Origin of the sequence: Bacillus cereus group sp. BceL062 (genome assembly GCF_051780025.1) — a bacterium.
Lineage (GTDB): Bacteria > Bacillota > Bacilli > Bacillales > Bacillaceae_G > Bacillus_A > Bacillus_A toyonensis.
In genome coordinates this window covers 1-14,935 of record NZ_JBPWGY010000028.1, presented here as the reverse complement: position 1 = coordinate 14,935, position 14,935 = coordinate 1, and the positions used below count along the sequence as shown (strand labels likewise).

Here is a 14,935-nt window from a genome sequence, read left to right as displayed (position 1 = left end):
GCAGAGAGGTCACACCCGTTCCCATACCGAACACGGAAGTTAAGCTCTCTAGCGCCGATGGTAGTTGGGACCTTGTCCCTGTGAGAGTAGGACGTCGCCAAGCAACTAAAAAACACGAGTCTTTGACTCGTGTTTTTTTATTTCCCATGAAATAGATTAGATTCTGATAGTAAAAATACTGAAATATAGTAAGGTATTTTTTGGGCAGAAATATTAAGGAATTGATAAATAAATGGATAATCTTCAGATCCATAACTACCAAGTAAGTCATACCACCAATCAGTTTCATACCTAGAAATCATGCTTAAATTATAGAGCAATAAGTAATGAACGAGGAGCTCAGGTAAAATGGGTTTAGAATTTCTAGGATTAGTCGTAAGTGGTAAGTAATAAGTATTAGTAAGGTACTCATAGTATAAAGGAGTACTATACATAGGATTCCACGATTGAATAGGCGCCGAAAAAAACACATTCGATTCACTATTTTTCTCAGCTACGTGTTGTATCGATAAATGTTTACAAGTTGTTTCGATGTAACGAGAAAATCGCTCTTTAGTCATATGTAATCGATCTAATATATTGACTGAAAAGGAGAGCTCATTTTTATTTGTTGAATCGATCTTATATAAAGTTGATACTTTTTGACTATAACGAAACAAATTTTGTAATTCAGGAATATTCCCCATCAGCTCTAACATATTAAACTTCTCCGCTTCTAAGTGTTTCATGTGAAACAGTTGTTCTGCAACGTGAGTAAATAATCCGTTTTTCTGTATTTTCACCTCATCTTCTAAAAATTGATACCCCTGTTTTTTTCGTTTACGAGTTGTAACGCCATGAGCTAAAACAGTAGTTGATTCTGGGTAGTTAGGATCAATAGTTAACAAGCAAGCTTTAAATAGTTGGCTAATTCCATAAAATAACAACATTGGTTGAATCGAAAAAGGGGCCGCCTTATATAATTCGTAATAATTTTTCCCGTGTTCTAAGTAGTAAATAAAGGGATAACAGTTTTCAAAACTTTTTTTTTCAGCATCTTGTATGGAGGATTTTTCATAACAACGGGCAAGATAACGTTGTACATTTTGAGATGAAAAAAAGAAACTTAATTGCTGCCAAGTACAATGTGTTTGATGCATATATTACGCTCCTTTTATTGTCTAAAAATTCTAACATATATATACGTCCTTGACAGTATTTTAACCAATTGATAAGCTACTAATAATAATTTCTGGTATCATGGGGGGAACAATTATGTGGGAATCTAAATTTGTTAAAGAAGGTTTGACTTTTGATGATGTATTACTTGTACCAGCGAGGTCAGATATATTACCAAGAGAAGTAAGTGTTAAAACAGTTTTATCTGAAAGCTTACAGCTAAACATCCCGTTAATTAGTGCAGGAATGGATACAGTAACAGAAGCTGACATGGCTATTGCAATGGCTCGCCAAGGCGGTTTAGGAATTATTCATAAGAATATGTCTATTGAGCAACAGGCAGAGCAAGTTGATAAAGTAAAGCGCTCTGAAAGCGGCGTTATTTCAGATCCTTTCTTCTTAACTCCAGAACATCAAGTATATGATGCAGAACATCTTATGGGAAAATATCGTATCTCAGGTGTACCAGTTGTAAATAATTTAGATGAGCGAAAATTAGTTGGTATTATTACCAACCGTGATATGCGTTTCATCCAAGATTACTCAATCAAAATTTCTGACGTAATGACAAAAGAACAGTTAATTACAGCTCCAGTTGGTACTACACTGGAAGAAGCTGAAAAGATCCTACAAAAGTATAAAATTGAAAAGCTCCCTCTTGTTGATAATAACGGTGTATTACAAGGGCTTATTACAATAAAAGATATTGAAAAAGTAATTGAATTCCCTAACTCTGCTAAAGATAAGCAAGGACGCTTATTAGTTGGAGCGGCTGTTGGTGTAACGGCTGATGCTATGCTTCGTATCGATGCATTAGTAAAAGCTAGCGTAGATGCAATTGTACTTGATACAGCTCATGGGCATTCTAAAGGTGTTATTGAAAAGGTAAAAGAAGTTCGTGCGAAATATCCAGCACTAAATATTATCGCTGGAAATGTTGCTACAGCTGAAGCAACGAAAGCATTAATCGAGGCTGGTGCAAACGTAGTTAAAGTTGGTATTGGACCAGGTTCTATTTGTACGACACGCGTTGTAGCTGGTGTTGGTGTACCACAATTAACAGCAGTTTATGATTGTGCAACAGAAGCTCGTAAACACGGTATTCCAGTTATTGCTGATGGCGGTGTTAAGTACTCTGGTGATATGGTTAAAGCTTTAGCAGCAGGAGCACACGTTGTTATGCTAGGTAGTATGTTTGCTGGTGTTGCTGAAAGCCCTGGAGAAACTGAAATTTACCAAGGTCGCCAATTTAAAGTATATCGTGGTATGGGTTCTGTTGGAGCGATGGAAAAAGGAAGTAAAGATCGTTACTTCCAAGAAGGAAACAAAAAACTTGTTCCAGAAGGTATTGAAGGACGCGTACCGTATAAAGGACCTTTAGCAGATACAGTTCATCAATTAGTTGGTGGATTACGTGCAGGTATGGGATATTGTGGAGCACAGGATTTAGAATTCTTACGTGAGAATGCACAGTTCATTCGCATGTCAGGTGCTGGTTTACGTGAAAGCCACCCTCATCATGTACAAATTACAAAAGAGGCTCCAAACTACTCATTATAATGTCTTATATGTAAATAGATAGAGATTTGATATCTCTGTCTATTTTTTTTTGATTATGTTAGAATAACGGTTATGTGAGTACATAGATATTGGGGGTAGCAAAAGTGAAAGGTATGTTTTGCAAAAGATTCATGGCTTTGGTAACGGTGCTTACACTAGCTTGTAGCATGCTGTTACCATATAGCAATGCATCGGCTGAAACAGGAGCCGCTCTAAACATTGAAGCAGGTGCGGCAATTTTAGTAGAAGCGAATTCTGGGAAAATTTTATATCAAAAGAATGCAGATGAGTTATTATCAATTGCTAGTATGACAAAAATGATGAGTGAATATTTAGTTCATGAAGCAGTGGATAAAGGAAAACTTAAGTGGGATCAAAAGATTAAGGTTTCTGAATATGCGCATAAGATTTCACAGGATCGTTCATTATCAAATGTTCCACTAGAAAACGGTGGTTCTTATACGGTAAAAGAGTTATACGAAGCGATGGCGATTTATTCTGCTAATGGAGCAACAATTGCTCTAGGTGAAGCAGTGGCAGGAAAAGAAGTTAATTTTGTAAAAATGATGAATGATAAGGCAAAAGAGTTGGGATTGAAAAATTATAAATTTGTAAATTCTACAGGCCTAACGAACAAAGATTTAAAAGGACAGCATCCCGAAGGAACAACACCGGATGAAGAAAATAAAATGTCTGCAAGGGACGTCGCAATTTTAGCGCAACATCTTATTAAGGATTATCCCAAAACATTAGATACAGCAAAAATCCCTAAAAAAGTATTCCAAGAGGGCGGAAAATACCCGATTAATATGGATAACTGGAATTGGATGTTAAAAGGTTTAGTTAAGCAATACGATGGCGTAGACGGCCTGAAAACAGGATCAACTCCAGAAGCCGGTGATTGCTTCACTGGTACGGTTGAAAGAAACGGTATGCGTTTTATTTCTGTAGTTATTAAAACAAGTTCTCATACAGCACGTTTTGATGAAACGAAGAAGTTATATGATTATGGATTTGCTAACTTTGAAATGAAGCAAATGTATAAAAAAGATTCTTCAGTAAAAGGACAAGAAACAGTAAGAGTAGAAAATGCAAAAGATAAAGATGTAGCAGTTCAAACAAAACAAGTTGTTTCACTTCCAGTGCCAAAAGGAAGTAAAGCTGTTTATAAAACAGAATTTAAAGAAGCAAGTAAGGGACAAGAAGCACCTATTAAAAAGGGTGTTGCACTTGGTCAGATGGTAATTACACCAAAAGATACGAATGACCCTGGATTTTTATCTGGTAAGTCATTACAAGTAGATCTTGTAACAACATCAGCAGTGGAAGAAGCAAACTGGTTTACTCGTTCTATGCGCGGAATCGGCTCTTTCTTTAGTGGTATATGGAATAGTGCTGTTGATACAGTAAAAGGTTGGTTTTAAAAGCTCCTCATTGTAGGAGCTTTTTCTTATTCCCATTTTTCATACCCACTTTATGAAAAAGTAGTAGACAAGCATCTGATAGTTAATGGTAGAATGTAAGAGTATTCTTAATTTTCGCCTTTAACGGGGGAAAGCAATTCACCTAGGGGGGTTTTTGTACATGACAAATGTAACAGGGACAGAACGTGTAAAACGTGGAATGGCAGAAATGCAAAAAGGCGGCGTTATTATGGACGTAGTTAACGCTGAACAAGCAAGGATTGCAGAAGAAGCAGGCGCAGTTGCCGTTATGGCATTAGAGCGTGTACCAGCAGATATTCGTGCAGCAGGTGGCGTTTCTCGTATGGCAGACCCAACGATTGTTGAAGAAGTTATGGGTGCGGTGTCAATTCCGGTTATGGCAAAATGCCGTATCGGTCATCTTGTAGAAGCACGTGTATTAGAATCATTAGGGGTAGACTATATCGATGAGAGTGAAGTATTAACTCCTGCTGATGAAGTATACCATTTAAATAAACGTGATTACACAGTTCCGTTTGTATGTGGTTGCCGTGATATCGGAGAAGCTGCACGTCGTATTGCAGAAGGTGCATCTATGCTTCGTACAAAAGGTGAGCCAGGAACAGGAAACATTGTAGAGGCAGTGCGTCATATGCGCCAAGTCAATGCAGAAATCCGTCAAGTTGCAAGTCTACGTGAAGATGAGTTAATGACATATGCAAAAAATACTGGTGCTCCTTATGAAGTACTACTTGAAATTAAACGCCTTGGTCGCTTGCCAGTTGTAAACTTTGCAGCAGGTGGTGTAGCAACACCAGCAGATGCAGCGTTAATGATGCAACTTGGTGCTGATGGTGTATTTGTTGGATCTGGTATCTTCAAATCAGAGAACCCAGAGAAATTTGCACGTGCAATCGTTGAAGCTACGACTCATTATGAAGATTACGAACTAATTGCAAGCCTTTCTAAAGGATTGGGTAATGCAATGAAAGGTGTCGAAATTTCAACGTTATTACCAGAACAACGCATGCAAGAGCGTGGATGGTAATTGAAGGAGAACTTTAAAATGGTGAAAATCGGTGTACTAGGTCTTCAAGGTGCAGTTCGTGAGCATGTAAAATCAGTTGAAGCAAGTGGTGCAGAAGCTGTTGTTGTAAAGCGTATAGAGCAACTTGAAGAGATTGATGGTCTTATTTTACCAGGCGGTGAAAGTACAACAATGCGTCGTCTTATTGATAAGTATGCTTTCATGGAACCACTTCGTACATTTGCGAAGTCTGGTAAACCAATGTTTGGTACATGTGCAGGTATGATTCTTCTTGCGAAAACACTTATTGGCTATGAAGAAGCACATATTGGTGCTATGGATATTACAGTTGAACGCAATGCGTTTGGACGCCAAAAAGATAGTTTTGAAGCCGCACTTTCAATGAAAGGTGTGGGGGAAGACTTTATTGGTGTATTTATCCGTGCTCCGTATGTTGTAGATGTTGCTGATAACGTCGAAGTACTTTCTAAGCACGGCGATCGAATGGTAGCGGTAAGACAAGATCAGTTTTTAGCTGCTTCATTCCATCCGGAATTAACGGATGATCATCGTGTGACAGCATACTTTGTCGAAATGGTAAAAGAAGCTAAAATGAAAAAAGTTGTGTAAGTAACTTGCAACTTGTATAAGATTATAGTAAATTGATGGTAACAATTTTATAAAATAAGCGTGTTGATAGGAAGTAGTAACAAATGTCGTTTCTTATAGAGAGTCGATGGTTGGTGGAAATCGATAGAAACAGTTTGTGAATCCATCCTGGAATGGAATGTGGAATATCTTTATGATTAGTAAACATTCCCGGTGAAGAGCCGTTATTTCTACTTGAGAGGAAAGTAGTAATGCTTTCAACTAGGGTGGCAACGCGGGTTAACTCCCGTCCCTTTGTATAGGGACGGGAGTTTTTTGTGTTTTATAAAATAAAAGGAGGAGTATATAATGCTTGATATTAAATTATTACGTACGAACTTTGAAGAAGTAAAAGCAAAATTGCAGCATAGAGGCGAAGATTTAACGGAGTTTGGTCGTTTTGAAGAGCTTGATACGAGAAGAAGAGAATTACTTGTTCAAACAGAAGAACTAAAAAGTAAACGTAACGAAGTGTCTCAACAAATTTCAGTATTAAAGCGTGAAAAGAAAGATGCAGAAGCTTTAATTTTAGAAATGCGTGAAGTTGGAGAAAAAGTAAAAGATCTTGATAATGAACTTCGTACAGTTGAAGAAGACTTAGAAAGATTAATGTTATCTATTCCAAATATTCCTCATGAATCTGCTCCAGTTGGTGAAACAGAGGATGATAATGTAGTAGCGCGTACTTGGGGAGAAGTGAAGGAATTTGCTTTTGAACCAAAACCACATTGGGATCTTGCTACAGATTTAGGAGTTTTAGATTTTGAGCGTGCTGGGAAAGTAACAGGAAGCCGCTTCGTATTTTACAAAGGTGCAGGCGCAAGATTAGAGCGTGCTTTAATTAGTTTTATGCTTGATCTTCATACTGACGAGCATGGATATGAAGAAGTGTTACCTCCGTATATGGTAAACCGTGCAAGTATGACAGGAACAGGACAACTTCCGAAGTTTGAAGAAGATGCATTCCGTATTGAAAGTGAAGATTACTTCTTAATTCCAACAGCAGAAGTACCTGTAACAAATATGCATCGTGATGAGATTTTAAATAAAGAGCAATTGCCTATAAGATATGCTGCATTTAGCTCTTGCTTCCGTTCTGAAGCAGGTTCAGCTGGTCGCGATACACGTGGTTTAATTCGCCAACATCAGTTCAATAAAGTAGAGCTTGTGAAGTTCGTAAAACCAGAAGATTCTTATGAAGAGTTAGAAAAATTAACAAATGATGCAGAACGCGTGTTACAATTATTAGAGTTGCCATATCGCGTTATGAGCATGTGCACAGGCGATTTAGGATTTACAGCAGCGAAGAAATACGATATTGAAGTATGGATTCCAAGCTATGGCACATATCGTGAAATTTCTTCTTGTAGTAATTTTGAAGCTTTCCAAGCGAGACGTGCAAATATCCGTTTCCGCCGTGAGCCAAACGGAAAACCAGAACATGTTCATACATTAAATGGATCTGGTCTTGCAATTGGACGTACGGTTGCAGCTATTTTAGAGAACTACCAACAAGAAGATGGTACAATTATAATTCCAGAAGTTCTTCGCCCTTATATGGGAGGAAAAACAGTTATTAAGTAAATTTAAACATTCATCGGTATGAGTGATTGGTAATTATGAGCGTTGTCAGTACTGTAATGTAGGAGGGGGAAAGTAAAATTTTCCTTTCCTCATAATTTATTTTAGTAGGGTTGACTAACTGTTTTTCTTTTGATATTATATTTGATGTCAATATGGAGGTATACCCAAGTCTGGCTGAAGGGATCGGTCTTGAAAACCGACAGGCGGTGAGAGTCGCGCGGGGGTTCGAATCCCTCTACCTCCTCCAGATATAATTGACAACAGCGCATATAAGTGGAGATTGGAGAACTCGTTACCAACACGTAACGAGTTTTTATTTTAAAACCAATCATAAAGTATGGTGTAAGGCGATTTTGTCCTTATTACACACTCATATTCCGATGATTATCTTCATAGATATGAAAGGAGTCAACATGGATCTTATTATACAAACGTTTCCTTTAGATGGAAAAACTTTATATTATGTACAATGTCCTGTCTGTAAGAACAATAGAATTTTAAACAGTGGTGCAAATGTATCGCGTATTATAAGCGATGATACATTCCGTAAACTTTGTGGTTGTACTTGTGATGTAAAGCAAGCTACGACAAAAGTAGAGGCGCCAAAAAAGGTTGAAAAACCAGCTGTAAAGAAAGAAGCAGCTCCAAAACGTACAGGTAAAGTATTAACGGCAGTGATTAACGGGAAAGAAATGACTGTTAAAGAGATTGCTGAAACATATGACATTAGTACAAGTACTGTTCGTCAGCGTATTAACGCTGGAAAACCTGAGAGTGAAATTATTGCTCCAACAAAGAAGAAGTAATTTAATAGGAAAACCCGTGCATATGCACGGGTTTTTTATTTTACAAGTTTACGTGTTTGTTTTAAGAAATGGCCAATTTTTTTAATGATTGGTTCGATTGAATCGCCATCTTTTAAAATATCGTATTCATTAATGTTTAATCGTAAAACAGGGCATGAATTGAAGTTGTTAATCCAGTTTTCGTAACGTCCGTGCATCTCTTTCCAATACTCAATTGGTGTTTGCTGCTCCATCGGGCGTCCGCGTTCTTGAATACGGTCTACAATATCATCGAAAGAACCTTCTAAGTAAATTAATAAGTCTGGATGAGGGAAGTAAGGAGTCATGACCATAGCATCAAATAAACCTTTGTATGTTTCATAATCAGTTTCCGTCATTGTACCTTTTTCATGATGCATCTTTGCGAAAATTCCAGTGTCTTCATAGATAGAACGGTCTTGAACAAAACCACCACCGTATTCAAAAATTCTCTTTTGTTCTTTAAATCGTTCTGCTAAGAAGTATACTTGCAAGTGGAAGCTCCAGCGTGTGAAATCGGCATAGAACTTGTCCAAATATGGATTAGAATCTACTTTTTCAAATGATGTGCGATAACCTAAAGCGTTAGCTAGTGCAGTTGTCATAGTTGATTTTCCGACACCTACTGTTCCAGCGATAGTAATTACTGCATCATTCGGTATATCATATTTTTGCCTTAAATTCATTATTATTTCGACTCCTTTAAGAGAGTATTTTGAAGGGCGGATAGGATGACGTTTAAATCATCGGGATTTTGTACAAAATCCATATCATCTCCGTTAAATTTCAACACTGGGATATCTGGATGGTCCTTTTTAAAAGTATCCATTGCTGTTTCGTAATCTTTTGTGAGCTGTAGTAAGTAATTTGGATCCATATTTTTTTCGAATTCTCTTCCGCGCATTGCGATTCGTTTTTGTAATGTTTCCAGGCTAGCCGTTAAATAAACGATGACATTTGGTACAGGCATATCTTGTGTAAGGATACGATAGATTTGCATGTATTTGTCATATTGAGAATCTTTTAATGTACGGGATGCGAAAATTAAATTTTTAAATATATGATAATCTGCTACTACTGGCTTCCTTTGATTCAAATACTTTATGTTAATGTCTTCTAGTTGTTTGTATCTATTACAAAGAAAGAACATCTCTGTTTGAAAACTCCATTCGTCGATGTCTTCATAGAACTTTCCTAAAAAAGGGTTTTCATCAACAATCTCTTTTAGTAAGTGGAGTTGCATGTGAGTTGAAATTTCCTTCGCAAGTGAAGTTTTTCCAACACCAATTGGTCCTTCAACCGTGATAAATGGTACTCCGGTCACGCTGTTTCCTCCTTTCAATCAGTGATTTACCGTGACTACTAAAAACACAAAACAGAATTATTGTAGCACAAGAGGGAAGCGAGCGGGTTAATTTGATATAAAAAGTTAGAAAATAGATATATGTATTAATTAATTTTTATTTGAGATGACGGTATTATATTTGCTTTCAATGTAGCTTCCATTATTTTTAAAGCATGCAGATTGTCCTGATCATTGTTAGAGGCAATGCAATCCTGTGGTACATACAGTGTATAATTTCTCATATGAGCATCGTTAGCAGTAAATAGGATACATATATTCCCGGCAACTCCTGTTAATATCAGATTTTCTATTTTTAAATAGCCCAATAAAGAATTCAAAGGCGTTTCATAAAAAGCAGAGTAATGTGGTTTAATAAAAATGTAATCATCAGAATGTGGAGCAATCTTATGAATTATATTTTCACTATACTCATTTGTACAATGAGTAATCAGTTGGTCAATATCAGATCTCCAAAGTTGATAATGGTCATTAACATAAATTATGGGATAGCCGAAGGCTTTCATTGTTTTCTTTAATTGTAAAATAGGATTTGTTATAGTTTCGCATTTTTTTGCCAGGATGGGCCCGTGGGAAAATTGAAAGTCATTAATCATATCAATAATGAGCAAAGCAGTGTTTTTCATATGTAATCCCCTCTCTTTTTCTTTTAGGGTGGATTGAATTTATAAAAGTTATCCCACGTGTAGTAAATGGAAAAGGTTTATTTTATTTGTGATGAAAGGACTAGGTTATGGAACAAGATCAAGATATTTATTTTATGCAACTAGCGATAGAAGAGGCTAAAAAGGCAGAGGAAATACAAGAAGTACCAATTGGTGCAGTCATAGTGTTAGATGGTGAGGTAATTAGTGTCGCTCATAATTTAAGGGAAACTGAGCAACGATCAATCGCTCATGCCGAGTTGTTAGCGATTGATGAAGCTTGCAAAAAGCTAGGGACATGGCGTTTAGAAGATGCAACGTTATATGTAACCTTAGAGCCCTGTCCAATGTGTGCGGGTGGAATTGTTTTATCACGAGTGAAGCGAGTTGTATATGGTGCAAGTGATCCGAAGGGCGGATGTGCAGGAACATTAATGAATCTTTTAACAGATGAACGCTTTAATCATCAATGTGAAGTAGTCACTGGTGTATTAGAAGAAGAGTGCGGTACGTTGCTAACAAACTTTTTTAGAGAGCTTCGTAAAAAAAGAAAAGCGATAAAAAAATTAGAGAAAAGTAACGAGAATTAACGCATTTGCATTTTATAAAAAAACAAGTTATACTGATAATGCCTTTAATGAAGGCAACCGAATATTGGTTTTAACTTTGCCGTGCTAAGCGGGGAGGTAGCGGTGCCCTATACTCGCAATCCGCTCTAGCGAGGCCGAATCCCTTCTCGAGGTTATGTTGCTGTAAGGTCTGCCTTAAGTAAGTGGTGTTGACGTTTGGGTCCTGCGCAACGGGACCCCGTGAACCTTGTCAGGTCCGGAAGGAAGCAGCAATAAGCGGGTTTTCTCGTGTGCCGCAGGAGTGCCTGAACCGAGCTAACTGCTTGAGTAACGCTTATGGTACGTAATCGACAGAAGGTGCACGGCAGTTATATATGTATACAAAACTCACCTTGATACAAGGTGGGTTTTTTGTATGGAAAATAACTTTTGGAATCTATAAACAGAATGGGTTATAATATATAAGATAATAACCTTTGAGGGAGGCCGTATTTTCGTGTCATACCAAGCGTTATACCGAACATGGAGACCGCAAAAGTTCGAAGATGTAGTCGGTCAAAAGCACGTAACAAAAACGTTGCAAAATGCCCTTCTTCAAGAGAAAGTTTCACATGCTTATTTATTTTCTGGTCCGAGGGGAACAGGAAAAACGACGATTGCAAAAGTATTTGCAAAAGCAATTAACTGTGAACATGCTCCGGTAGCTGAACCTTGTAATGAATGTCCTTCTTGTTTAGGAATTACACAAGGATCTATTTCAGATGTATTAGAAATTGATGCGGCTTCAAATAACGGTGTAGATGAAATTCGAGATATAAGAGATAAAGTAAAATATGCTCCAAGTGCTGTAGAATATAAAGTATACATTATCGATGAGGTTCACATGCTTTCTATGGGTGCCTTTAATGCTCTTCTAAAAACTTTAGAAGAGCCACCAGGACATGTTATCTTTATTTTAGCGACAACAGAACCACATAAGATTCCACCTACGATTATTTCGAGATGTCAGCGATTTGAATTCCGAAAAATATCAGTAAATGATATTGTTGAGAGATTATCGACGGTTGTGACAAATGAGGGTACGCAAGTAGAAGAGGAAGCACTACAAATTGTTGCTCGTGCTGCCGAGGGTGGTATGCGTGATGCACTTAGCCTTATTGATCAGGCTATATCTTATAGTGATGATGCAGTTACAACAGAAGATGTTTTAGCTGTAACAGGCTCTGTTTCTCAGCAATATTTAGGTAACCTAGTAGAATGTATACGTGAAAATGATGTATCAAGAGCATTACGTATCATAGATGAGATGATGAGTAAAGGGAAGGATCCAGTTCGATTTATGGAAGATTTCATTTACTATTATCGTGATATGCTTTTATATCAAACTTCACCACAACTAGAACATATGTTGGAACGAGTAATTGTAGATGATCAATTCCGCATGTTAAGTGAAGAAATGCAGCCGGAAGTAATCTATGAGATTATTCATAGTCTTAGTAAAGGGCAACAAGAGATGAAGTGGACAAACCATCCACGAATTTTCTTAGAAGTTGTGATGGTACAACTGTGTCAGCAGTTTATGATGCAAGCAAACGGTGCAGATCGTTTACAAGCGGTTATGAACAGAATGCAGCAACTGGAGAAAGAATTAGAACAAGTTAAAAAGAATGGTGTACCAGCTGGCGTACAACCTGAAGTAAGAGAGACGCGTGCAACACCAAAACCAATGCGAACGGGAAGTATGAAAATTCCTGTTGGACGTGTAAATGAAGTGTTGAAGCAGGCGAAGCGTCAAGAATTAGAACAATTGAAAGCCGTATGGGGTGAGTTGTTAGGAAGACTCAAATCGTATAACAAAGTGGCATTTGCTGTTTTATTAGAAAATAGTGAGCCAGTAGCGGCTTCAGATGATACTTATGTGTTAGCATTTCAATATGAGATTCATTGTAAAATGGCGAGTGAAAATCGTGAAGCAATGGATACGCTGGAACAAATTCTTTTTGAATTGCTAAGTAAAAAGTTAAATATGATTGCTATCCCGAAAAGTGAATGGGGTAAAATTCGTGAGGACTTTTTACAACGCGAAGGCGGGGATTCTGAAGAAAGCCCAGAGCAGAAAGAAGATCCTCTCATAGAAGAAGCAGTAAAATTAGTAGGGCAAGAACTTATTGAAATAAAAGAATAACTATTATTAGGAGGAATTAAATATGATGCGTGGCGGAATGGGAAATATGAATAACATGATGAAACAAATGCAAAAGATGCAAAAAGACATGGCAAAAGCACAGGAAGAGCTTGGTGAAAAAACGGTTGAAGGTACAGCTGGCGGTGGAATGGTTTCTGTAATTGCAAATGGCCATAAGCAAGTTCTTGAAGTGAAAATTAAAGAAGAAGTTGTAGATCCAGAAGATATCGAAATGTTACAAGATCTAGTGCTAGCTGCAACGAACGATGCACTTAAAAAGGTTGATGAACTTTCAAATTCTACAATGGGTAAATTTACAAAAGGCTTAAACTTACCAGGTGGAATGTTCTAGGAGGATATTGATATATGCATTATCCAGAGCCAATATCAAAATTAATCGATAGTTTTATGAAATTGCCAGGGATCGGACCGAAAACAGCGGTTCGATTGGCATTTTTCGTATTAGATATGAAAGAAGACGATGTGTTAGGTTTTGCGAAAGCACTTGTGAATGCGAAGCGAGATCTAGCGTATTGTTCTGTATGCGGACATATTACTGACCGTGATCCTTGTTATATTTGTGATGATTCACATCGAGATCAAACGGTTGTCTGTGTCGTGCAAGAACCGAAAGATGTAATCGCGATGGAAAAAATGAAAGAGTATCAAGGTGTATATCATGTGTTACGTGGTGCGATTTCCCCGATGGAGGGAATTGGACCGGAAGACATTAATATCCCGCAACTCTTAAAGCGACTGCACGATGAAACGGTACAAGAAGTGATATTGGCAACAAACCCTAACATTGAAGGGGAAGCTACAGCGATGTATATATCCCGCCTCTTAAAGCCGACAGGTATTAAAGTAACTCGTATTGCACATGGTCTACCAGTTGGTGGAGATTTAGAATATGCAGATGAAGTAACTCTGTCAAAAGCGCTAGAAGGCCGCAGAGAAGTATAAGAGGAGAAACAAAAATGTTCTTTCAAAAAAAGGGTAAATTGCGTAAAGAGTATGACGATAAGTTAATTGTACTATTAGAAAAAGTAAAGAATGAATGGTTACGTCAAAAGAGAATGGTTGAACAAAGTGTTGAGCCGTCTCCAGATGTAATTTGTTCTTTGAAAATAGCGGAGGCGAAATATTTCTTCTTGTTAAAAGAAGCGAAGCGTCGCCCTGTAAAAATGGAACAATGGTAAAAGGTTCTGCTTTTTAAGCAGAACCTTTTACTTTTTATTTGTTAAAGTAGAGGGGTTATTTCGTTTTAAAAGAATCGTTGAGGATTCTGATGGGTTTGTATGAAGAAAATGTTGCTGCGTAAAAGTTATCACAATGGGCCGACTGGAGTTATAGGATAAACGTTCTTTTTTATCGTCTTGTCCCATACATATAGATATGTATAGGTCATTCATAAGGAGGAAAAAATGAATTCTACAATTATTATTGTTGGTATTCTATCTCTTGTTTTTATTTTTCTTGTTTTTGGTGTTTCTTCTAAACCATTGCGTTTTATAGGTAAAATACTTTTTCATGTTACTTTAGGAATAGCATTGCTCTTTATCGTAAATGTTGTAGGGACATATTTTGATTTTCATATTCCGATTAACGCAGGTACAGCGACAGTAACAAGTTTATTAGGCTTACCCGGTGTTGCTGCATTAGTAATAATTAAGCTGTATATCATGCCAAGATAAAATTATTTTGGCATTTTTTTAAAAAGTGTTGACTAAAGAATGTTTAATATGATAAATTAATAAGCGTCGTCAGGAACGAAAGAAAAAAGTTGTTGACAGATTTAACGATAAATGTTAAATTATAAAAGTCGCTGAAACGCGATGTTGAACTTTGAAAACTAAACGAAACAAACAACGTGAAACGTCAATTTTTATTTTTAGATGCTAGACAAACTAACTTTATTGGAGAGTTTGATCCTGGCTCAGGATGAACGC

The 14,935-nt window shown here is 37.2% G+C and carries 16 protein-coding genes, 1 tRNA gene, 1 rRNA gene, 1 other RNA gene and 1 other annotated feature; of the genes, 15 read left to right on the top strand and 4 right to left on the bottom strand.

The window, feature by feature from the left end; all coding sequences use genetic code 11:
* Positions 1-103 (top strand): 5S ribosomal RNA (gene rrf, locus ACS2MN_RS30575); the annotation flags it as partial.
* 34 nt (positions 104-137) lie between these two features.
* Here rrf and ACS2MN_RS30570 read toward each other — a convergent pair.
* On the bottom strand, positions 138-1,139 hold the full coding sequence (locus ACS2MN_RS30570; protein WP_000554256.1) for a YaaC family protein: 1,002 nt from the start codon (positions 1,137-1,139) through the stop codon (positions 138-140).
* A gap of 115 nt (positions 1,140-1,254) precedes the next feature.
* Between ACS2MN_RS30570 and guaB the strand changes: the two genes are divergently transcribed.
* The 7 genes from guaB (at position 1,255) to ACS2MN_RS30535 (ending at position 8,207) form a co-directional block, all read left to right on the top strand.
* Entirely contained in the window at positions 1,255-2,718 is a 1,464-nt protein-coding gene (guaB, locus tag ACS2MN_RS30565; RefSeq protein ID WP_000264091.1) for an IMP dehydrogenase, read from the top strand.
* Positions 2,719-2,831: 113 nt separating this feature from the next.
* Positions 2,832-4,142, top strand: coding sequence for a serine hydrolase (locus ACS2MN_RS30560; RefSeq protein WP_140154090.1), 1,311 nt, complete (start codon positions 2,832-2,834; stop codon positions 4,140-4,142).
* A gap of 160 nt (positions 4,143-4,302) precedes the next feature.
* Positions 4,303-5,190 (top strand): pyridoxal 5'-phosphate synthase lyase subunit PdxS, encoded by an 888-nt coding sequence (gene pdxS, locus ACS2MN_RS30555; protein ID WP_000186168.1) that lies wholly within the window; start codon positions 4,303-4,305, stop codon positions 5,188-5,190.
* An 18-nt stretch (positions 5,191-5,208) separates the two neighbouring features.
* Positions 5,209-5,799 carry a pyridoxal 5'-phosphate synthase glutaminase subunit PdxT gene (pdxT, locus tag ACS2MN_RS30550; protein ID WP_000238789.1) on the top strand — a complete coding sequence of 197 codons (591 nt, stop codon included), beginning with the start codon at positions 5,209-5,211 and terminating at the stop codon, positions 5,797-5,799.
* 54 nt (positions 5,800-5,853) lie between these two features.
* Positions 5,854-6,075, top strand: a binding site (T-box leader).
* Positions 6,076-6,126: 51 nt separating this feature from the next.
* A complete protein-coding gene (serS, locus tag ACS2MN_RS30545; protein ID WP_000884202.1) occupies positions 6,127-7,401 on the top strand; it encodes a serine--tRNA ligase in 1,275 nt (424 codons plus the stop codon).
* Between the two features lie 154 nt (positions 7,402-7,555).
* A tRNA-Ser gene (locus ACS2MN_RS30540) sits at positions 7,556-7,648 on the top strand.
* 166 nt (positions 7,649-7,814) lie between these two features.
* Positions 7,815-8,207, top strand: coding sequence for a DUF3797 domain-containing protein (locus ACS2MN_RS30535; RefSeq protein ID WP_000364197.1), 393 nt, complete (start codon positions 7,815-7,817; stop codon positions 8,205-8,207).
* Positions 8,208-8,242: 35 nt separating this feature from the next.
* Here ACS2MN_RS30535 and ACS2MN_RS30530 read toward each other — a convergent pair whose 3' ends face one another.
* From ACS2MN_RS30530 to ACS2MN_RS30520, 3 genes are all read right to left on the bottom strand, one after another.
* A complete protein-coding gene (locus ACS2MN_RS30530; protein WP_001053585.1) occupies positions 8,243-8,911 on the bottom strand; it encodes a deoxynucleoside kinase in 669 nt (222 codons plus the stop codon).
* Between the two features lie 2 nt (positions 8,912-8,913).
* Positions 8,914-9,549: a deoxynucleoside kinase gene (locus ACS2MN_RS30525; RefSeq protein WP_000148219.1), complete on the bottom strand. Its 636-nt coding sequence runs from the start codon at positions 9,547-9,549 to the stop codon at positions 8,914-8,916.
* Between the two features lie 125 nt (positions 9,550-9,674).
* Entirely contained in the window at positions 9,675-10,214 is a 540-nt protein-coding gene (locus ACS2MN_RS30520) for an isochorismatase family cysteine hydrolase (RefSeq protein WP_000798728.1), read from the bottom strand.
* A gap of 107 nt (positions 10,215-10,321) precedes the next feature.
* On the opposite strand from ACS2MN_RS30520, the gene tadA reads away from it, so the two are divergent.
* The 7 genes from tadA to ACS2MN_RS30485 all read left to right on the top strand — a co-directional run bounded on the left by tadA (position 10,322) and on the right by ACS2MN_RS30485 (position 14,680).
* Complete coding sequence (gene tadA / locus ACS2MN_RS30515) at positions 10,322-10,822, top strand: tRNA adenosine(34) deaminase TadA (protein ID WP_000434333.1); 501 nt, start codon at positions 10,322-10,324, stop codon at positions 10,820-10,822.
* A gap of 79 nt (positions 10,823-10,901) precedes the next feature.
* An RNA gene (gene ffs / locus ACS2MN_RS30510) (signal recognition particle sRNA large type) lies at positions 10,902-11,166 on the top strand.
* 131 nt (positions 11,167-11,297) lie between these two features.
* Positions 11,298-12,986, top strand: coding sequence for a DNA polymerase III subunit gamma/tau (gene dnaX / locus ACS2MN_RS30505; protein WP_000121584.1), 1,689 nt, complete (start codon positions 11,298-11,300; stop codon positions 12,984-12,986).
* 25 nt (positions 12,987-13,011) lie between these two features.
* Positions 13,012-13,338, top strand: coding sequence for a YbaB/EbfC family nucleoid-associated protein (locus tag ACS2MN_RS30500; RefSeq protein ID WP_170957726.1), 327 nt, complete (start codon positions 13,012-13,014; stop codon positions 13,336-13,338).
* A gap of 14 nt (positions 13,339-13,352) precedes the next feature.
* A complete protein-coding gene (recR, locus tag ACS2MN_RS30495; protein ID WP_000559167.1) occupies positions 13,353-13,949 on the top strand; it encodes a recombination protein RecR in 597 nt (198 codons plus the stop codon).
* 14 nt (positions 13,950-13,963) lie between these two features.
* Positions 13,964-14,185: a YaaL family protein gene (locus tag ACS2MN_RS30490; RefSeq protein WP_000466018.1), complete on the top strand. Its 222-nt coding sequence runs from the start codon at positions 13,964-13,966 to the stop codon at positions 14,183-14,185.
* A gap of 225 nt (positions 14,186-14,410) precedes the next feature.
* Complete coding sequence (locus ACS2MN_RS30485; RefSeq protein ID WP_001089268.1) at positions 14,411-14,680, top strand: pro-sigmaK processing inhibitor BofA family protein; 270 nt, start codon at positions 14,411-14,413, stop codon at positions 14,678-14,680.
* Positions 14,681-14,935 lie beyond the last annotated feature (255 nt).